17 protein-coding genes are annotated in these 19812 nt (G+C 68.8%); all 17 read right to left on the reverse strand.

Annotation, left to right across the window (positions count from 1 at the left end; translation table 11 throughout):
- Positions 1–86: 86 nt before the first annotated feature.
- From RPQ07_RS13800 to RPQ07_RS13880, 17 genes are read right to left on the reverse strand one after another with little or no spacing between them, the layout of a single operon-like run.
- Positions 87–1874, reverse strand: coding sequence for a carbamoyltransferase (locus RPQ07_RS13800; protein ID WP_313944433.1), 1788 nt, complete (start codon positions 1872–1874; stop codon positions 87–89).
- Positions 1875–1923: 49 nt separating this feature from the next.
- A complete protein-coding gene (locus tag RPQ07_RS13805) occupies positions 1924–2316 on the reverse strand; it encodes a pentapeptide repeat-containing protein (protein ID WP_313944434.1) in 393 nt (130 codons plus the stop codon).
- A 7-nt stretch (positions 2317–2323) separates the two neighbouring features.
- Complete coding sequence (locus tag RPQ07_RS13810; protein WP_313944435.1) at positions 2324–3361, reverse strand: BtrH N-terminal domain-containing protein; 1038 nt, start codon at positions 3359–3361, stop codon at positions 2324–2326.
- Positions 3358–4113, reverse strand: a complete 756-nt coding sequence (locus tag RPQ07_RS13815) for a DNA alkylation repair protein (protein ID WP_313944436.1) — start codon at positions 4111–4113, stop codon at positions 3358–3360. The genes RPQ07_RS13810 and RPQ07_RS13815 overlap by 4 nt, the downstream gene beginning before the upstream one ends.
- Entirely contained in the window at positions 4110–5606 is a 1497-nt protein-coding gene (locus RPQ07_RS13820) for a B12-binding domain-containing radical SAM protein (RefSeq protein ID WP_313944437.1), read from the reverse strand. Before RPQ07_RS13820 ends, RPQ07_RS13815 begins: the two co-directional genes overlap by 4 nt.
- A gap of 9 nt (positions 5607–5615) precedes the next feature.
- Positions 5616–6500, reverse strand: coding sequence for a carbon-nitrogen hydrolase family protein (locus RPQ07_RS13825; RefSeq protein ID WP_313944438.1), 885 nt, complete (start codon positions 6498–6500; stop codon positions 5616–5618).
- Positions 6500–7204, reverse strand: coding sequence for a class I SAM-dependent methyltransferase (locus tag RPQ07_RS13830; protein WP_313944439.1), 705 nt, complete (start codon positions 7202–7204; stop codon positions 6500–6502). Before RPQ07_RS13830 ends, RPQ07_RS13825 begins: the two co-directional genes overlap by 1 nt.
- Positions 7194–8567 (reverse strand): coproporphyrinogen-III oxidase family protein, encoded by a 1374-nt coding sequence (locus tag RPQ07_RS13835; protein WP_313944440.1) that lies wholly within the window; start codon positions 8565–8567, stop codon positions 7194–7196. The genes RPQ07_RS13830 and RPQ07_RS13835 overlap by 11 nt, the downstream gene beginning before the upstream one ends.
- Positions 8567–9538 (reverse strand): ABC transporter ATP-binding protein, encoded by a 972-nt coding sequence (locus RPQ07_RS13840; RefSeq protein ID WP_313944441.1) that lies wholly within the window; start codon positions 9536–9538, stop codon positions 8567–8569. Before RPQ07_RS13840 ends, RPQ07_RS13835 begins: the two co-directional genes overlap by 1 nt.
- Positions 9531–10349, reverse strand: a complete 819-nt coding sequence (locus RPQ07_RS13845) for an ABC transporter permease (RefSeq protein ID WP_313944442.1) — start codon at positions 10347–10349, stop codon at positions 9531–9533. Before RPQ07_RS13845 ends, RPQ07_RS13840 begins: the two co-directional genes overlap by 8 nt.
- Positions 10346–11197, reverse strand: a complete 852-nt coding sequence (locus RPQ07_RS13850) for a carbon-nitrogen hydrolase family protein (RefSeq protein ID WP_313944443.1) — start codon at positions 11195–11197, stop codon at positions 10346–10348. The genes RPQ07_RS13845 and RPQ07_RS13850 overlap by 4 nt, the downstream gene beginning before the upstream one ends.
- 49 nt (positions 11198–11246) lie before the next feature.
- Positions 11247–12416, reverse strand: a complete 1170-nt coding sequence (mfnA, locus tag RPQ07_RS13855; protein WP_313944444.1) for a tyrosine decarboxylase MfnA — start codon at positions 12414–12416, stop codon at positions 11247–11249.
- A 1-nt stretch (position 12417) separates the two neighbouring features.
- Positions 12418–13239 carry a carbon-nitrogen hydrolase family protein gene (locus RPQ07_RS13860; RefSeq protein ID WP_313944445.1) on the reverse strand — a complete coding sequence of 274 codons (822 nt, stop codon included), beginning with the start codon at positions 13237–13239 and terminating at the stop codon, positions 12418–12420.
- Between the two features lie 2 nt (positions 13240–13241).
- Complete coding sequence (locus tag RPQ07_RS13865) at positions 13242–14174, reverse strand: carbon-nitrogen hydrolase family protein (protein WP_313944446.1); 933 nt, start codon at positions 14172–14174, stop codon at positions 13242–13244.
- Positions 14171–15301 (reverse strand): hypothetical protein, encoded by a 1131-nt coding sequence (locus RPQ07_RS13870; protein ID WP_313944447.1) that lies wholly within the window; start codon positions 15299–15301, stop codon positions 14171–14173. Before RPQ07_RS13870 ends, RPQ07_RS13865 begins: the two co-directional genes overlap by 4 nt.
- On the reverse strand, positions 15298–18309 hold the full coding sequence (locus RPQ07_RS13875; RefSeq protein ID WP_313944448.1) for a flavin reductase: 3012 nt from the start codon (positions 18307–18309) through the stop codon (positions 15298–15300). Before RPQ07_RS13875 ends, RPQ07_RS13870 begins: the two co-directional genes overlap by 4 nt.
- The gene (locus tag RPQ07_RS13880; protein ID WP_313944449.1) at positions 18306–19802 is read right to left on the reverse strand and encodes a 4-hydroxyphenylacetate 3-hydroxylase N-terminal domain-containing protein; all 1497 of its coding nucleotides are present in this window, start codon (positions 19800–19802) and stop codon (positions 18306–18308) included. Before RPQ07_RS13880 ends, RPQ07_RS13875 begins: the two co-directional genes overlap by 4 nt.
- Positions 19803–19812: the final 10 nt, after the last annotated feature.

The following is a 19812-nucleotide window of genomic DNA, read 5'->3' on the forward strand; positions in this document are numbered from 1 at the left end:
GCCCTGGATGTCCGGGAGAACGACCCGATAGAGCGGACTCGGCACGGAAGGGGCTCGAACTGCCGTACGCGCGCCGCTCTTCCGGTTCACCTCTGCACGGAGCGCCGCACGAAGAAGGTGTCGAGTACCAGGTGGTCCATCTCCGTGTTCAGGAAGCAGGCCAGCGCGTCCACGGGAGAGCAGACGATCGGCTCGCCGGCCACGTTGAAGGACGTGTTGATCAGGCACGGCACCCCGGTCAGCTCGTTGAAGCGGCGCAGGACCTGCGCGAGCCGCGGGTTGGAGTCGTCGGTGATCGTCTGGATGCGGGCCGTGCCGTCCACATGGCAGGCGCCCTGGATCACTTCCCGGTATGCGGGTCGCACGGGGAACACGAACGTCATGTACGGCGAGGAGTGCTTCCTGCCGGTCTCGAAGACCTCGGAGGCGCGTTCCTCCAGGACGACGGGGGCGAAGGGCCTGAACTGCTCCCGGTGTTTGATCCGCTCGTTGATCGAGTCCTTGATGCCGGGGAAGCGGGGGTTCGCGAGAATGCTCCGGTTGCCCAGGGCCCGCGGCCCGTACTCCATCCGTCCCTGGAACCATCCGATGATGCTCTCGTCCTCCAGCAGCGCGGCTGTCTCGGCGGGCACCTGCTCGGGGGCGACCTCGCGCCATTCGACCTGCTGGGAGAACTTGTCGAGTGCGGCCAGGATGTCCTCGCGGTCGAACGCGGGACCGAGGTAGGGCGACGGGCCGGGCCGGGGCGCGTCACCTGCCTCCCGGCTGGCGTGCAAGGCGGCCCCCAGCGCCACCCCGACGTCGGACGCTCCGAAACTCACGTCCATGTCGGCGAAGCGAGAGCCCTCCAGGAGCTTCGTGTTGTTCACGCAGTTCAGTGCGAGGCCGCCCTCGAAGATCAGCCGGGGCAGCGCGCTCCGGCGCTCCAGCACCTCGAGTTGGGCGGCCGTCACCACTTCGATCATCTGCTGGGCGGCGCTCGCGACACGCACCCGGAAGTCGAAGTCCTCCCGCCGGGATGGATCGCCGTCGAAGATGCGGTCGAACAGCGCGTAGTAGGCGGGGACCGCGCTCGCGGGGTAGGCGATCGTATAGGTGCCGTCGGGCAGTAGCTCGACCACATGCTCGAGGAAGGGGTTGTCCGCGGGCGGCGGTGCGTAGCCGGCCAGCCCCATCACCTTGTACTCGTCGTTGTTCGGCACGAAGCCGAGGTATCTGGTCACCACCGAGAAGAGCATGGCCAGGGAGTGCCGCGAGTCGATGGTCACGTCGTCGAGAACCCGTACCTGGCCGTCACGTATCTCCCCCATGATCGCCGACAGCCACTCCGCGCGGCCGTCACTGACCACGAAGGCGGCGTCGCCGCCACCGGCCAGGTGGTAGCCGGTCATGAGATGGGCGAGATGATGCGGCACCAGTTCGAGCTTCCCCGGGTCGAGATGGTGGCCGGTGTGTTCGAAGAAGTCGGCCAGGATCGCCTCCTTGCTGAACAGGGCCGCGTAGGTCTCCGCGAGGCGGTCGAGCCGCGAGAATTTCTCCGCCGTGCTCGCCGAGTGGTCCTCGGTGATCTCGGCGATCATCTGGTCCATCACGTCGTCGGAGAACTGCCAGGAGAAGGCCACCACGTCGACGTCGTCGAAGGAGACACCACCGGTCTCCAGGCACCAGTTCATGGCGTTCACCGGGAACTTCGATGTCTTCTTCACCCGGTTGAGGCGTTCCTCCTCGACCGCCGCCACCAGCTCGCCGTCGACGATCAGGGCCGCCGCGGAGTCATGGCCGAACAGCAGATGACGGTCGATTCCGGTCGCCCGGTAGAGGCGGGCGAACAGCTCCGCGGCTTTGCCGAATCCGTTGTAGCCCAGGACGATCATCGGGAACTCCTTGCCTGTTGACGGCGGATCGAGACGGTGGCGCCCACGATTACTCCGGCCAGATGGTGAGGTAGTCGGAGATGACCTGTGACCGCGTGAACGATGGATCGAGGTGCGCGCCCGTGAGGTCGGCGCCGCTGAGGTCGGCGCCGTCCAGGCTGGCTCCGACGAGGCGGGAGTTCACCAGGTCCGCGCGGATCAGATAGGCCTCGCTCAGGTCGGCGCCGTCGAGGTCGGCGCCGCGGAGATCGGCGGACATCAGATACGACGCGCTGAGTTGGGCCCCGCGCAGATCGGCATGGGCGAGATCCGTCCCGCTCAGATCGGCACCCGACAGGCTTGCGTCACGCAGATCCGCCCGGCGGCCCTCGGCTCTCTGACGTCGTGCGTACTGATTCCATATCGTGGGTCCCTGCTTCAGGACCGCTTCGTCCGCGTCCATGCCCCTCCTACACGGTCGTCAGGCCCGCCAGGGCCCGCTTCTCCAGATCCATGGACGCGCGGACGGAGGTGACGACCTCGTCGACGAGACCCTTCAGTTCCGATTCCTCGGCGCACGCGCTGCGTGCCAGCAGCGCCTTCCCGAGCCCGGTCCAGTGCTCCGCGCTCTGGCCGAAGAGATCGGCCGCTTCGGCGTACCGGGGGTTGTCGCAGTGCTCGGAGACGGCGCTCAGGAAGCGCGCGATCACGGGACGGAACATCCCGCCCCCCGTGCCGAAGGACTCGATCTGGCGCCCGAGGTGCAGGAGTTGCCGCGCCAGAGCGCTCGTGGTGATGACGTGGCCCTGGAGGTCGACGTCCTCCACCTCACCGCGCTTGTTCGCCGGCCAGGAGGGGGCGGTGGTCGTCAGCACCTTCATGGCGGGGATGCCCAGGCTTCGGCTCCCCGGCCTCAGCACCTCTCGGCTCAGGGTGCGCACGGCGACGGGCCCCACCAGGTCGAGCCGGGGGGTGTTGCGTGGCGAGCCGAAGGTGTAGGTCCGCCAGTCCGGGTTCAGCGGCGGCGAACTCCGGCTGGAGCGCGCCGCGTTGAGATCCTCGGCACGGACCAGCACGCTGCTGTCGAACGCCGGGTCGGAGACCTCGAACTCGTCCTCTCCCCTCGCGCGGACGACATTGACGAAGTACCCGCCGAACGAGGCCCGGCCCTCCAGTCCCCAGTAGGGCATGAGGCCGATGTCGACCCGCGTCGTGACGGCCGGTACCACCTCCAGCAGCGCGGCGAGCCCCGCGGTGGACTTGGGGGTGTGCGCATGGACCTCGACGCCGAGGAGCCGTGCCGCCCGGAGCGGCATGACCACCTGCTTCCCGACGATGATGTCGGGGGTGTTGCCCCGGGTGGGGAAGTACGAGAAGCCGAAGCCGCCGTCCAGGCCGAAGATGACGTGCTCATCGACGTCGTGGCCGCCGGCGGCAAGGATGTTGCGCTGACAGGCACTCTCGCTGTGGATACCCGGCCGGTGCACATAGCCGTTCTGGTCGCTCACGCGCGCACACCTCCGTCGAGTGCCATGAGTGCGGACCGGTCATCGGCGCTCATCCCTTCGAGCGCGTACCGGAACGTGTCGCGCCCCATCTGTGTGTGCCACGTGCGCAGATACTCCGCCACGGCCTCCGGATGCACCTGGGCCGTGACCTTGAGCAGCCATCCCACGCCTTTTTGGACGTAGAACTCCTCGTCGGACATCAACGCGGTGCAGTTGTCGAACACGTGGCTGACCGGGAGCTCGTAGACGGTCTTGCCCACCTGCCGGCGCACGAACTTGACCACCGCCACATTGGCCGCCCGCCTCGCCCACGGGCCGCCGTGGATCCACGCCCGGGTCCGGGACATCTCGTCGAGATGACCGAGGAGGTAGGGGTAGAGCAGTTTGAGGCACAGGTCGTCGCACTGGGCCCAGTTGGTCACCTGGCGGTCGAGCCAGACGCGGGCGTGGTCGAGAAGCTCTCCGCCCAGCTGCCGCTTGGCCACCCGGTGCAGAAGGGCGAATGCGGCGAGCGTCTCTTCGTGGTGCTTCGACTGCCCGATGAGCGTGTCCGCGATCGCCAGCCGGTCCGCGGGCGAGAGATCCGGATGTTCGCCCACCCAGCGGTACGTCAGGTCGGCGACGGCGCGGTTGCCCACCCCGAGCGCCGGCACATGGGTGCGGAAGTAGCGCTGCATCCCGTCCGCGAACACGGGGTCCGCGTGGCGGGCGAGCAGCTCGCGCAGTTCGGTGGCCGCGGCATCGGGGGTCATGCGGGTGCCCCGAGCGTGAGCGCCACCGGCTTCGACTTGGGCCGCGCGGGCTTCAGACGCGTCTTGTCCGCCATCACGTACGTGTACTCGCGCTGCATCTCGGCGACCGTCTCGGCCGAGTACTGCGCACGGTCGCTCAGGCTCTGGCCGCTCAGCCCCCACCACAGGTACCAGTTCTTGTGGCTCAGGTAGGCGTTCCGCACGAAGTCGAGCGTGTCCCGGTCCCGCACGATCTCGGGCTCGACGTAGTAGGCCGGGACGAAGGTGCCCTGGCCTTCCTCCATGATTCCGGCCTTCACCGCCTGCTTCAGCAGCTTGGTGCCGCTGAGGATGCGGATGCCGAGGTTGGCGTAGATCTGGGCGGGGTTGAGGTAGCGCTCGGTGAAGTCGATGGACTCGCGCAGTGCCGCGGAGGTCTCGCCGGGGCCGCCCAGGAAGACGCAGTGCGTGTGCTCGATACTGCTGGCGGTGAACCAGCGGTCGACTTCCACGACCCGGGCGAGATCGAAGCCCTTGAGCAGGTCGGCGAGCGCCTCGTCGGTGAACGCGTCGGTGCCGAGGTCGACACGGATGCAGCCGGCCGCGGCCAGCAGCTCGACGAACTCCGGGGTCACCGCGTTGGGCGTCAACTGGCAGTACCAGGGGACGTCGAGCTTGGCCTTGACCATCTCGTTGCACACGTCCGCCGCGTAGTCGAGCGGGAAGTTGAAGGTGGCGTCGACGATCTCGAACTCCTTGACCTCCGGGTTCTCGAACATCGCCCGTTGGATCTCGTCCACCACCGCCGCCGGTTCCTTGAAGCGGTTCCCCTTGCCCTCGGTCTTGCGGATGATGCAGTAGGAGCAGTACAGCTTGCAGCCACGCTTGGTCTGGAGGGTCTCGATCGCGGGCTGCGTGTCCCGCGTGAGGTCGGACGCGGCCGACACTCCTTCCTCGAAGTACCGGGGATCGTAGAGGGACCGGTCGGGCACCAGTGCGCCGATGTCGAACCCCGTGTTGGGCGGATTGTGGACGAAGCAGCCCTCGTCGTCGACGTAGCAGAGACCGGAGATGGTGTCGAGCGAGCCGCCGACCTCCAGATACTGCAGCAACTGCGCCATGCCGACCTCGCCCTCGCCGGCGATACCGAAGTCGGGCTGGGCGTACTCGAAGAACGCCAGGGGCTCGACCGAGAAGCCGGAACCGCCCAGCACGACGGTGGCTTTGGTGTATTTGCGGACGCACCGCACGATCTTCTCGGTGAGGGGGCCGAAGAAGATCGGGTCGACGAAGGTGAGGTTGTCGAGGTTGCGGACGGCAATCCCCACCACGTCGTAGGTGGTGGACGTCAGCTTCTCGCGGACTGCCTTGAGCTCGCGTGACTCCCACAGAAGGTCCAGGACGTCGACTTCGTGTCCGGACTTCTTGATGGCGGCGCCGATGTAGGCCATGCCGATCGGCAGGGCGGGCCGGGGTACTCGGATCTTGTTGGTGGATATCAGGAGGACTCGCATGGAACGCTCCTACGTCTGGAGGGCCGCCGTGGCCGGTCCGGTTGCGGTGACAGCGTCGGCGACGGGCCGCCAGTAGGTGCCCGGCCGGGAGTCGTTGCGCAGCGTCGCCTTGTCCCGGTAGCGGCGCATCCTGTCGATGTCGACCTCGACGATGCCCACGCCCTCACCCTCGGCGAGCAGCACCATGCGTTCGTCCCCGTCCTCGAAGTCGAAGCGCTCCGACTCGAGGAAGAGGGGGTCGGCCAGGATCTGGCTGCGCCCCATGTAGCCGAAGCCGGCGTAGAGGTTGTTGCCGACGCCGGAGGCGAAGGCGAGAACACACTCGCCGTCGACCGCCCGCACCGGCAGACGCATGTCGACCAGGTACGTGAACATGTCCGGCACCAGCGCGGAGCACACGAGGACGTCCACCCCCCGGCGCAGATACTCCCGGGACACTTCGGGGAAGTTCACGTCGTATCCCTGCATGAGACCGACGCGGCCGATGTCGAGATCGAACGTGGGGTACTCGGTGCCCCCGGCGAGATAGCGGCTCTCCAGCTCGTGGCGGTGGACGCGCCGGTAGGTGCCGCGGAGTTCCCCGGTCCGGTCGATCAGTACCGAGGTGCTGTAGTACGAGGCGTCCTCACCCCGCTCGAGCAGTCCCGCGACGATGTGGACCCCCAGCTCGGCGGCGACGCGGCACAGCTGATCGGTCGCGTCGCCGGGGATGGGAACCGCCACATCGGCGACTTCCAGGATGTTGCCCGAGGTGAGGAACGCCTCCGGAAGACAGACGAGGTCCGCGCCGTCCCCTGCGGCCTGCCTGACATAGCGCTCGGCCCGGCGCAGGTTGGCCGGCTCCCGCCCCAGCTTCGACTCCATCTGGACGACTGCGATCCTGAGGCGGCCCATCACATGCTCACCGGGGTGACGGGGCGGTTGGAGATGACGAGACCGAGATCCTCCTCCACGACGTGCCAGTCGTCGAGCCCGGCCTCGCGCAGCAGCTCCTGGGCCTGCTCCGGCGAGTAGGCGGCCTTGAGCGAGCGCATGAACTGCTCGCCTCCCTCCTTGACGAACTGGAGGATGAACGTGATGTGCCCCTCTTCGGCCAGGCGGTTCACGTCCTCAATGAGGACCGTCCCGCCCGGCTTGCAGATGCGCGCTGCCTCCTTGAGCGTCTCCACGGGGCGGCGCCAGCGGTGCAACGAGGAGAACGAGTAGACGATGTCCGCGGAGTCGTCGGCGAAGGGCAGCCGGCTGAGTTTGGAGTGCTCGAACTCCACATCGCCCGCCATGTTGGACCAGACGCAGAGGGTCAGATTGTCCTCGGCGACGTCCACGAGGTTGTTGTGCTCCTCGACGCCCGACACGGCGACTTCGGGCAGGCGGCCGGAGACGTGCAGGGACAGCAGCCCCGTGTTGAACCCGATGTCGACGAAGTCGGTCATGCCCTCGTGGTGAGCCGCCAGGATGCGCTCCGTCGGGCGCTTGTACGCCATCAGGGCGGAGCGTCGCATGCCGAGGTCGTAGGCGCGAACGGCCTCCATGTCGGTGAAGGGCTGGGTCAGCGGAACCCTCTCGGCGAGGTCGAGCAGCGGTGCCTCAACAGTCATGGCAGCCTCCCTGGGAATCACCGTTGACGATGGCAAGAGGAAGGGAACGCTGGGGGGAGATGAACCCGGTGATGTCGGCCCCCAGGTGTTGCGGATACCGGCGGAACTCCGGCGAGTAGAACGCCTTGGAGATGTTGTCGAGGTAGTACCAGCCCTTGGGGCCGGTCACCTCGATGCCGTCGTCCGTGACCTCGACGAGTCCCTTCTCGACGAGGTCGGAGATCTCGTCGGCGAACATCTCCATGAAGTCCACGCCGTGCAGCCGCATGAAGCGCTCACGGTTGACCCGGCCGGCCTTGACGCCCAGCACCATCGACCTGCGGATGGCCTCCGGCTTGGGGATGTGCCGCCCCATCGAGATGGGCAGGCGTCCTTCCCGCACGGTCTGGACGTACCTGCCGATGTCGGGTTCGTTGAAGTACCAGTGCTCCCGCAGGTGGCCGGTGGCGGTGGGTCCGAGCGGGATGATGGGGATGTCCTCGCTCCACGACGTCTCGCCGTACTTGGGCTGGTAGCCGGGCTTGGCGAAACAGTCGCCGTAGTAGCCCAGGAAGCCGTTCTTGGTGAGCTTGTCGGCGGCGAAGAAGAACATGTCGTCGACGGTTTCGCGGTCCGGGACCGGCGGCAGCTTGCGGCGCTTGGTGGAGACCTGCGCGAACTCCATGTAGGTGTAGAACGACACGCAGGTGACGCCGAGTTCGATCGCCACGTCGAGGCTGTGCTCCCAGCCCTCCATCGTCTGCCCGTTGATGCCGTGCATGAGGTCGATGTTGATGTTCTCGAAACCGGCGTCCTGCAGCAGGCGAATGCTGGCCTTGAGCATCTCCGGGTCGCTGGGCCTGCCCAGGTTCTTCAGCTCCTCCTCGACGAACGTCTGCACGCCGAGACTGATGCGGCGAACGCCCCGTTCGAGCAGCACCTTCGCCTTGCGTTCGGTGATGTCGATCGGCGTGGTCTCGATGGAGAAGTCGGCGTCGGGCGCGAAGTCGAAGCTGTTGTGCAGGTGCCCGAGCAGGTCGTCGAGCTGTTGGGCCGTCAGCGAGGTGGGCGTGCCGCCGCCGATGTAGCCGAGCGTGATCCGGTGGTCCTGGATGTACGGCCGGTTCGCGTAGTTGGTGATCTCGGCCTTGAGCGCGTCGAGGTAGGCCAGGGTGAGATCGCGCTCCGTCTGGAACTTGATGTACGGGCAGCTGAAGCACAGCCGGTTGCAGAACGGGATGTGCATGTACACACCCATCGGCTTGGGCGGGAACACCTCCTCCTCGGTGACCATGACGTGCTTGGTGGGGTACTGCCGGACCCACTCGCTGTCCCGTTCCGGGTATTCCTTCCAGAACGGCATGCTCGTCGTGGTGATGCTCATCAGCTCTCTCCCAATCCTTGGTGTTGGGCGATGGTCCGGACGATCTCCGCGAGAGTGGCCCGGTTGTAGAAGGCGGCGCGGAGCCTGATGCCGCCGGCATGCGCGAGTGCGACGATCTCCCCGAGCGCCTCGGGGTGCTCACCGTCGTGCAGTTCGATGGCCGCACCCGTGCGCGTCGGGTGGACCGCCTGGACGCCTTCATGGCTCAGGAGGAGCCCTTCGGACCACTCCTGGAGCGGCCCGGGATCGGCGTCCGGATGGGATTCGAGGACGAGTCGCGGGTTCCCTGCCGAGCGGGCGATGTCCTCCAGCGAGGCGTCCTTGGCCTGTCGGCCTCGGTGGAGGACGACGACCGAGTCGGCCAGGGCATCGAGTTCCTGCCGGTGGTGGCTCGCGTAGAGCACCGCGACACCGTCCTTCTTCAGGCCGGCCAGCATGTGCAGCAGCGTCTGCCGTGCGGCGGCGTCGAGGCCCGCGGTCGGCTCGTCGAGGATCAGCAGGTCGGGCCGGTGCGCGACGGCCGTGATGATGTGGAGCTTGCGCTGGCTGCCGCCCGACAGCGTCCGCACGTATTGACCGGCGTAGCTCTCCAGCTCGGCCAGGGCGAGGAGTTCGCCCAGCCGGGCCGGCTCGGCCCGGTGGAGGCGCAGCTGATGGCGTACGTACGCTTCGACCGTCACTCCGTCGGGGAGTTCCTTCGACTGCTGGACGTAACCGAGGTGCCCGCTCACCCTGCCCCAGCGCCGGGCGTCGGTGCCGCACACTCTCACGTCTCCGGCCCGGGGCTTGAGCAGGCCGGCGACGAGCCTGATGAGGGTGGTCTTCCCCGCGCCGTTGGATCCGATGATCGCGACGCCCTCACCGGCGTCGACGTCGAAGTCGATGTCCCGCAGGCCGAACTCCGGACTGACGCGGTAGGCCAGGCCGGAGACCTGGAGCACCGGGGTAGGGGTGTCGTGTGCGCTAGCCACGGCCGATCCTTTGTCTGAAGGCGTACGCCGATACGCCCACCGCCACGACGGCGTAGGCGACGGCCAGGGTGAGGATCTCCACCGACGGCGACGGCCCCTGGCCGGTGGCCGCCCTGAAGAGTTCGACGTTGACGGAGAGCGGGAGCCGTTCCATCACGTCACCCACCCACCCCAGGTTCTGCAGCGGGAAGAAGACGCCGGCGAAGTACATGAGCGGGATGACGATGATGTTGACGACGGCGGGGAACGAGATCTCGTTCGAGAAGGTGGCCACGACGACGCCGAGGCCCGCGAACGCCAGGCACCCGCTGACGAAGGCGAGGATCGCGAGGGGTACGGACTCGACGGCGGCGTCGAACACCACGAGGCCGAGCACCAGCACGGCGGCGAACTGGAACAGGCACTTCAGCGTGACCCCGACGAATCGCGCCAGGAGGAACCCCGAGTACGACAGGGGCGAGAGGATCAGGTCCTCGATCGTGCGCCGGTTCCGGTCGACGATGATCGTGTAGCCGACGGAGTAGGTGCAGCTGAACATCACGCCGGCGGCCAGGATTCCGGGGAACACGAAATCGAAGAAGTTGGCCGCGTCCGCGGTGGGACTGGCCATCTGGTCCGTGGCCGCGCCGAACGCCAGCACCATCGACACAGACGTGAGGAAGGTGGAGACGGCGTACAGCTTGTTGTCGAAGAACTGGCGAAGGTCCAGGGCCACCAGCCGGAACACGTCTCCCAGCCACTCGGACACACGGAACCGGGGCCCGGGCGAGGACGCACGGGCGTTGCGCCGGCGGTACGCGGGCGCCGTCATGGCCCCTCCCAGATGTAGGAGGTGCGCCAGGTCGCCACGGTGTCCTCGCGGAACGGAAGCGCGGCGCCCGCCTTTCTGCGCTGACGCGGGTACAGCGTGGCGGTCGCGACGCCTTCGCGGCTGCCGGCCGGAACCTCCGCCAGCACGTCGGCGTCGTCCGCCGTGACACCCTCGGTCAGGCCGTCGACGATGCAGCTACGGCCCACGTACGGCATGCCCACGAACCGGTTCTCCCCGGTGCAGCTGCTGAACACGAGGGCGGTCGCGTTGTCGGCCGCGCGGGCGCGCGCGAGCGACCTGACGTGGTGCGAGAAGTCGGCGAACAGGTTCGCGACACACACGATGACGTCGACGCCCTGGACGAGGAACCGTCGGCTCGCTTCCGGGAAGCGCAGGTCGTAGCTGACCTGGAGGCCGATGCGGCCGAGCGGGGTGGTGATGGCGTCGAGGGGCTCCCCGGCCGCCAGGTAGTCCCGCTCACCGGCCCACAGGGAGGCCCGGCGATAGAGCCCGAGCAGATCACCCGCGGGACCGACCAGGACGGCGGCATCGTAGATGTCCCGGCCCTCCGACAGCAGGACACCGGCCGCGATGTGCATACCGTGCCGCTGCGCCTGGCCGGCGAGGAAGTCCATGACGGGTCCGTCCAGCGGAGTCGCGTCCTTGCGTATCGACGGGAAGTTCACTCCGGTGGCGAAGCACGCGGGCAGACACGCCAGGTCGGCGCCCTGCCCGGCCGCGGAGGCGAGCAGCTCCGCCGCACGGGCCTGGTTCTCCTCGCGTCGACCCGGATCGATCTGCGTCTGGACGGCGGCAAGGGTGAGGCCTTGTCCGCGGAACAAGCTCAACGTGGGACTCCTCGGGGGGTCGTGATCGTCGTTGTGGTGACTGGAGCCGTCATCCGGCCACCTCGGCCCGGACTTCGTGGTCGGCCTTGACCAGGGCGGGCATGAACGCGTCGATGACGTCCCGGGTGACGTGCCGGGCCACCACGAGGCGCAGGCCCTCGTCGAAGCGCTTGGAGGTGGAGACGATCCAGCCGTCGGCGTCGAGACGGCGTGACACCTCGGCGGCGTGCGGGACCCGGGCGACCACGATGTTCAGGTCGGGCTCAATGAGAAGGCCGTACCCGGCCTCGGCGAGCTGTGTCGTCAGGTACGCGGTGTTCTCGAAGTTGGTGCGGGTGATCTCGACGAACCCCTCCCTGCCGAGATGTTCGAGGACGGCGTAGGTCGCCACCGCGGCGCTGCCCGGGCGGGTGCCGAGGAGGGTGGTGTGCGCGGGGGTGTCGAGGAAGAACGAGTCGGCCTGGTACGCCTCCTGGTCACGGAAGAGGATCGCCCCGGCGGGGACGTTCGCCAGGCCGTACTTGTGCGGGTCGATAGTGATCGACCGGACGCCGCCGACCTCGAAGTCGAACTGCGGGAGAGGACGCCCGAGTTCGCGCGCGAACGGGATGATGAAGCCGCCGGTGGCCGCGTCCACGTGCAGCCACACCCTGTGCCGCGCCAGCGCGGTGGCGATGTCGTCCACCGCGTCCACCACACCCAGTTCACTGCTCCCGGCGGTGGCCACCGCCGCGATGGTGTTCTCGTTCACCGCCGCCGCCACGGAGCCGGGCGCTAGGCGCAGGTTGTCGTCCACGGGCACGCGGACGGCGGTGACGCCGAGGGCGGAGAAGATCTTGTCGAACGAGAAGTGGACGGTGCTTCCGACGATGACTTCCGGGCGCTCCGTCAGCCGGCCGGCGGCCCGGGCCTCCTGGCGGGCGGCGAGCATGGCGAGCAGATTGGCCTCGGTTCCCCCGGAGACCAGGCTCCCCGCCCCCCGAGGATGACCGAGCAGCTCCAGAAGCAGGGCGACGACCTTGCGTTCGATGCGCTTGGTACCGCGGAATATCCGCACGTCGCCGAGGTTGGTGTGCGACGCGGCGTGGGACAGCTCGACGGCCAGCGGATGCGGTTCGGTGCAGATGGAGTTGAGCACCCGGGTCCAGGGGATGTCCTCGGACAGGGCAGCGGTGATCTCCGTACGCACCGCGGATTCGGGCAGTCCGGCTTCGCGCATGTCAGCTCCCGGCCTCGACGGTGACGCCGGACGGGGATGCTCCGTCGGCGAGACTCGTGTACAGGTCCGGTCGCCGAGCCCACAGGCCGAACCACAGGGTCTCCTGGAAGCGCAGGTCCGGCTGGCGCAGGTGCCGCAGATGGTCCAGGTCCCAGGCGGCGCTGACCACCGCCTCCTGGGTACCGGCCCAGGCCAGGAAGCCGTCGGGAACCGCGACACCCGATCCCCCCGCCGAGGGTGCGTCGAGCCCACAGGCGATGGCCACGCCCACGGTGTTGAGCGTGGAGATGCCCCAGACCGCGGCATGCTGGCTGTCGGTCGCCGCCCCGCTGGTGGAACCGGCCACGAGAAGGAGCTCTGCTCCCGCGAGGCACTGGATCCGCGGCGGCTCGACCAGCCAGAAGTCCGGGCCGAGCAGCACTCCGACCCGCCCGTGCTCGGTGTCCACGACGGGGAAGTCGTCGCCGGTGACGGTACGGCCCTGATCGTCGACGGGACGCCGCACGGCGGCCAGGACATCGCCCGAGGGGTCCAGGAGGTGAGCGACCTGGTGAAGTCCTCCGCCCGGTCCTCCCTCCTCCGCCCACGAGCCGGTGAGCAGATAGGTGCCGCGCCGCCGGGCCAGCTCGGCGAGCCGTTCCAGCGCCTGGTCCCGCAGGGCGGTGGGCAAGGGACCGGCGTCCACGGGGGCGAAGGCGTTCTCCGGCAGTACGACGAACCCGGCACGTGCCGTGACCTTGTCGTCGAGGTGCTCCAGCACCCCGTCCAGCGTGCTCTGCGCGTCGGCACGGCGGCGGTACTGAGCCACGAAGATCCTGGACATCCTCAGACCCCCGTCCGCGACGTCGCGGGAGCTTCGGACGGCTGCCGCTGTCCGGCGTCCTCGGCCAGGTTGCTGCGCAGCTCCTCGGCGAGGTCGCGGCTCATGCCCGCGTACTCCCCCAGCAGCGGCGCGTAGGCCTCGGGACGCCGCATGGCGAGCCAGTTCCTGCCGTCATTGTGCGCGGGCGGCGGGGCCAGGTCGGCGTGCAGGATCTGCGGTCGCGCGCTGCCGGCCTGCGCCATCACTCCCTCCGGCGACACCACGAGGCTGGTGCCCGCGAAGTGGATCTGGACCACGCGGTCGCCCCTGGTGCCTTCGACCAGCCCGACCGAGCTGGCGTACACCACGTTGACGCCGTTGAGATAGGCCGTGGTGCGCAGCGCGTTGACCATGAGCGCCTGGTTCTGGCGCAGGGTTCCACCCGGTACGAAGACCGTGTGCACCCCGGCCAGCGCCATGACCCGGATGGCTTCGGGGACCCAGAAATCGGAGCAGACCGCCAGTCCGACCCGGCCGACATCGGTCTCGATGATGCCCAGCGAGTCGGCCGCGCGGCACACCACGATCTCGTTGCCGAACATGTGGGCCTTCGAGGCCCGCCCGGCGATCTCGCCGTCCCTGTCGAGGAACAGTGAGGTGTTGCTGTACTTGCCGTCGTCGAGCTCCTCGACGATCGCCCCCAGCACCATGTTGGTACTGGTGCTCTGCGCCAGCTTCTGGAAGGTCTCGATGACCGGCCCGGGTATGCGGGTGTCGGTGCGACCCCTCAGATGGTCCTGGCCCGGCATGTACCAGGGCGGGCCGAGAAAGAACTCCGGGAAGCAGAGCACATCGACGTCCCCGGACTCGGTGGCTTCCTCGATGGCCTGGTGGGCGTTGCGCAGGCCGTCGGCCGGGTCGTCGGCCCAGCGCGTCTGGACTACCGCTACCTTCATCTGCTGCTCCTCGCGCGGGTGTCGGCTTCGGCGATCTCTTCGGCGAACGGCGCCAGCTCGACCGCGGGACCGAGCCGGCTCCGGACGAGCTCATGAAGTGCCGCCCGGTTCCGGTCGGTACCGCTGCGTACGGCGAAGGCGACCGACAGGCGGCCGTTCTCGACCGTGCTCGTGACCCGCCCCCCTGGGTCCGGGGAGGTGAACAGGCAGTGCTCGACGTCCACTTGCGTCACCGGGCCCTGCGGCGTGGGGACGGCGTCGGCCACCCGTCCGAGCGGAATGACGATCCGCCCGTCACCGCCGCACGCGCATACCGTGCGCGAGGAGCGGAGCTCGACGAGCTCTCCGGTCGGCACGGCCACCGGCGTGGACGACTCGGGGTGGCGGGCGGCGAGCATGAGTTCCCCACGGGTGCCGTCGGTGTCGATACGGCCCGGAGCAGGTGACCGGAGCTGCACCTCGAAGCGGTCCTCCGGCAGATGGAGCCGGCCGGCCCCGCAGGGCGTGGCCGTGGCGGGTCTGGACGGGGTGCTGAAGATCTCGAACGCTGACGCGCCCCACACGGCGGCGATACGGCGCAGGCGCTCGGGAGCGGCCGGCCGGGTCGCGATGAGGGTGTGGACGGTGGACGCCCCGGGGTCCCGTCCGGCCGCCTCGTCGAGCGCGGCCAGCTCGGCGGCCAGTTGGGGCGGGCACGCCAGCGTCGTCACCCGGTACCGGTGGATCAGGTCCAGAAGACGCGGGACCGGGCAGATCGTGTTGCTGGTACCGACGCTGATGAGGGAGGCGCCCAGCAACTCGACGGCCCGCTCGATGGAGGCCCCTTCGAGGGACAGTTCGTACGGCACGGCGACGACCGTCACGTCGTCGGGCGTGATGACGTCGCCGAGGGCGAGAACGGCGTCGAGCTGGTTCAGCAGCCACTCCGGCCGGGTCATCCGCACCTCGCGCGTGCTGCCGTCGGAGTCTTCCCATTCGCCGTACCGCACCGGCGCGGACGGCTGCGGGAGTCCGTGGGCCCCGGCCGGATCGCCGGTGTCACCGGGAGAGCCGAGGCGCGCGTCGGACTCCAGGGTGCGCAGCCATTGGGCGAAGTGCGCTTCGAGTTGATCGGCGACCGGGTTCATGTGTCGGCACCCGCCTCGGCCGGCTCGCCCGCCAGGGTCCAGCCGTAGTCGGCGTCGCGTCCTTGCCCGTTGCGTCGCAGCGGCTGGAGCGTGTGGTCGAGCTCGGCGCCGTGCACCCTGCCGAGGATCAGCAGATGGTCCCCCATCCGGTAACTGGCCGCCATCCGGCAGTCGATGAAGCCGAAGGCGCCGCCGATGCGGGGGCATCCGTTCGCGGTCGCGGCCCACTCCAGCCCGTCGAAGCGCAGGTCGGGCCTGGTCCGTGCGAAGACCTTCGCGATGTCCGCCTGTCGGTCGCTGAGGATGTTGACGCAGAAGTGCAGCCCGGGGGCGATGCTCGCCCAGCTGGAGCTTTCCGCCTTCACCAGGAAGCCGATGAGGCCGGGATCTTCGGACACCGCCGTGAGGGAGGCGATGGTGAGACCTCGCGGCGCCGCGGCACCGTTCCCCGAGGCGCCGGCGCAGCCGGTCACGATGGCCAGCGACGTCGGCAGCAGGTCGTTCGCCCCCGCCAGCGGGCTCATCGCCCGACCGGACGTCGCCGGCCGCGTCGGCGGGATCTCGGCCGCGGAGCGGCCCTCCAGTGCCCTGCGCAGATGGGTCGCGGTGGTCGACTTCTCGGACTTGAGCAGCTCGTCCGGGGTCCCGCAGTGGATGACGTTGCCGCCGGCGCGGCCGGCGCCCGGACCGATGTCGATGACCCAGTCGGCGACGGCGACGACTCTCAGGGTGTGTTCGATGGCGACGATGGTGTTGCCGGACGCGACGAGGCGTTCGAAGAGGGCCAGGAGGTGGCGGGTGTCGGCCGGGTGCAGCCCTCGCGTGGGCTCGTCGAAGATGAACAGCGTGCCGCTGCGCCGCTGCTTGATCAGCTCGCCGGCCAGGTTGAGGCGCTGGGCCTCTCCGCCGGAGAGGGTGGTGGTGGAGGAGCCGAGCAGCAGATAGCCGAGGCCGAACTCGTCGAGGACGGTCAGTACCTTCACGACCTTGGCGTTGCCGAGGCCGTCGAACCAGGCCAGGGCGTCCTCGACCGTCATCGACAGCACGTCGTGGATGTTGCGGCCGTCGAGCCGCACTTCGAGCACGTGGTCCTGGAAGCGCCGGCCGTCGCACTCGGAGCACACGACGTGTTCGCTGCGGAAGAGGGACATGTCCACTTCCGCCAGCCCGAGGCCCTTGCACGCCGTACAGCGTCCGCCGGCCACATTGGCACTGAACTCGGCCCGGCCGAGGCCGCGTTCGACCGCGTCCGCGCTTGCGGCGAACGCGTCACGGATGTGGTCACCGATCCCGATGTAGGTCGCCAGCGTGCTGCGGCTGGAGCGGCCGATGGGCCGCTTCTCGACGTAGATCACGTCGTCGAGGTGGTTGATGCCGTCGACGTCGCCCGTGACCGCATCCTTGAGGCCGGCCCTGAGCTTGTCGTGGAGGCTCGCGACCAGTGAGCTCTTGCCGGCTCCGGAGACGCCGGTGACGCAGGTGAGCGCCCGGAGCGGCAGACGCACCGCCTGGTCCTCGACGTTGTTGCGGGTGAGGGAGCGGACGTCGAGCCACTCGGCCGCGTCCAGGTCGACGCCCTCCCTGCCGGCGGGCCGGGAGCGCAGCGCCTCGGCCGTCGGGGAGTCGGGCTTGTCGAGAAGCTCCGCCACGGGGCCCTCGAAGACCACTTCTCCACCCCGGGAGCCCGCCCCCGGCCCGAGCTCGACCACCCAGTCCGCCGCGGTGATCACGGTCTCGTCGTGCTCGATGGCGATGACGGTGTTGCCCAGGTCGCGCAGGCGCCGCAGCGAGGCGAGGACGTTCTCGGTGTCCGCGTCGTGCAGGCCGGCCGTGGGTTCGTCCAGCACATACATGACACCGGTCAGGTCGCTCGCCAGATGCTGGGCGAGCAGCAGCCGCTGCAGTTCGCCGCTCGACAGGGTGACGATGGGACGCCGGAGCTGGAGGTGTCCCAGACCCACCTGATCGATGTTGGTGGACTTCTTGACGATCTCCTCGGCCAGTCCGCGCACCTGCCCCGGCAGCTTCCCCGCGGAGAGCGCCTCCCGGAGCCGCTCGGTCGAGGTGGAGAGTTCGTCCCGCTGGAACTGGGGGAAGGTGAGCCCGGCGACGGAGGCCTTCAGCGACTCGGTCCGCAGCCGCCCTCCCTCACAGGACGGGCAGACCTCGGCGGCCAGGTAGTTCGAGAAGGCGTTGCGCCTCGCGGCGCTGCTGGCGTTCTTGTAGGCCCGCTCCAGGAAGCCGAGGATTCCCTCGAACCGGAAGTCGTTGGTGACCTTGTTCAGCTTGATGGAGTAGACGGTTTCGCAGCCGTGGAGGACCCGGTCACGCTGCTCCTCGGTGAGCGTGCCGAAGGGGCGGTCGAGCGGGATGCCCGTGTCGTCGGCCATGGCCTCGAACACCTTGCGGCAGTTGGGCACGGCGAAGGTGCCCGGGTCCGCGCCGTCCCAGATCTCCTTCAGCGTCTTCGAGGTGTCGGGAACGATCCGGTCGAGGGAGAACCCGATCATCTCGCCGACGCCGTCGCAGTGCAGACACTTGCCCTCGCGGCGGTTCGGGCTGAAGTGCTGGGCGGAGTGCGGCTCGGTGTAGATGCCGCAGTCGGGGCAGAGCAGGTCGGGCCCGGTGTCGCCGAAGCAGGCGGGACACACCGGGTGGGAGGCGGCGCCGAACAGCAGCCGGTAGAGCCCGTCGATTCCGGTCAGCGTGCCCACGGTCGAACGGGGGTTGCTGTAGCCGCCGTCACGCTGGCGCAGAGCGACGGGGGGCTGGGTCCCGGCGATGCGGTCGACGTGGTAGTCACCGTCGCCCAGGTCGAGGGACCGGCTCGACAGCGCGCCGAGGTAGAGCGACTTGGAGTGCTCGAACAGGGTGTCGATGATGAGGGAGGACTTGCCGGACCCGGAGACGCCGACCGCGACGATGAACTTTCCCTTGGGCAGGGCCACATCGACGGACTTGAGGTTGTGGGTCGTGACGCCCTCGAGAACGATGCTGTCGTGGTTCACGGGTGCTCCAAAAGGTCGGCCAGGGTGCGTGCCGCGGCTTCACAGGCCGGCAGGTCCGCGAAGGTGTTGTAGAGCGCCGAGCGGACCCGGACGGGGTCGCCGCGGTTCCAGGCCTCGTACAGTTCCTGCCGCATGCCGAACCGGTCGATGACCAGATCGCCGGCGAGGCGGAAGAGCCGGGACTTGTCCTCGACCGACGTCTCACGGCCGCCCATGTACAGGTCGAGCGCTCTGCGAAGCTCCTGCGATTCCAGGTCGCCCTCGGCCGGTTGCATGATCAGCCCGGAAGCGCCGATCTGCCGGACGATCGCCGAGGCGCGCTCCGAGAACCGGCCCGCGATGGAGTCCAGGGCGGCGGTCGATCCCGGTGCGAGCAGGCCGCTCGGTGTCGCGGTGGCATCCCGCGTGATCGCCTTGAGCGCGAGGTCGACCACCGATACGTAGGAGGCCAGTTCGCCGAGCATGGCGCCGACCTCGCGGAACTTGTCGACCCCGATGGACTTGGCGAGCAGGGAGGCGACACCGAGCATGACGCGGAGTCGATGGTGGAAGCGGATCTGCCCGGTGTACAGGGACCATTGGTTGAGAGCGCGGAATCCCTTGACGGCGGTGCCCGCGTCGTCGAGCAGGAAGATGCGCTCGTTGGGGATGAACGCATCGTCGAAGACGAGCATGGCGTCCTGCTCGTCGAACCTGGAGCCCAGCGTGTTGGCCGGCCCGTTGTAGGAACGGCGGCAGAGGATCTTGAGGCCGGGGGTGTCCAGGCGGGCGCCGAACCAGCAGACATACGCCGGGTCCTCCCGCAGGTAGTTGGCGGGCGAGAGGTAGATGAGGACGTCGTGCGCGTACGGCGCGAGGGTGGCGATCTGCTTGGCCCCGCGGACGACGATGCCGGCGTCGTCGCGGTGCACGACCTTCAGGCCCAGTTCGGGCCGCTGCATGGGCGTGAGGGACCGGTCGACCTGGGGATCGCCGAGTCCGTGGGTCAACGCGAGGTCGTTCTCGCGGCAGTGCAGGTAGTAGTTCTCCGCGTTGGCCGCGAACGAGGAGTCGACCTCCCCCAGCGCATGACGGAAGTCGAAGAGTCCGACGACCACATTGGCCATGAAGTCAGGGATCCGCGATATCTGGCCGTGGGAGCCCTCGACCCAGTGCCGCGAGTTCAGCCACTTGCGGTCCAGGTCCTCGGGCGAGGCCGCGGCGAGGTAGGAGAGGCTGACCGGGTTTCCGCTGAGGTCGGACTTGAAGGTCATCTCGTGGGCCAGCTCGGGTGAGCGCTGACGGTCGTACAGGCCGGCGAGCGTCCGCAGCATCGGCTGGAAGTCGGGGTGCGCGGTCACATCGACCCGCTTGCCCTCCACCCACACCTCGCGTCCGTCGGCCAGGCTGTCGACGAACGAGGCGCCGTCGTGCGCCCCCGGACGCGGCCGGGAACGAAGGTCGCTCGCGAGGGCCGCGGTCCTCGCGACGGTCTCGCCCTCATGTGTCGTCATTCCCCGCCTC

The sequence above is a fragment of the Streptomyces sp. AM8-1-1 genome, assembly GCF_032229325.1.
In the GTDB taxonomy this organism is placed as follows: domain Bacteria; phylum Actinomycetota; class Actinomycetes; order Streptomycetales; family Streptomycetaceae; genus Streptomyces; species Streptomyces achmelvichensis.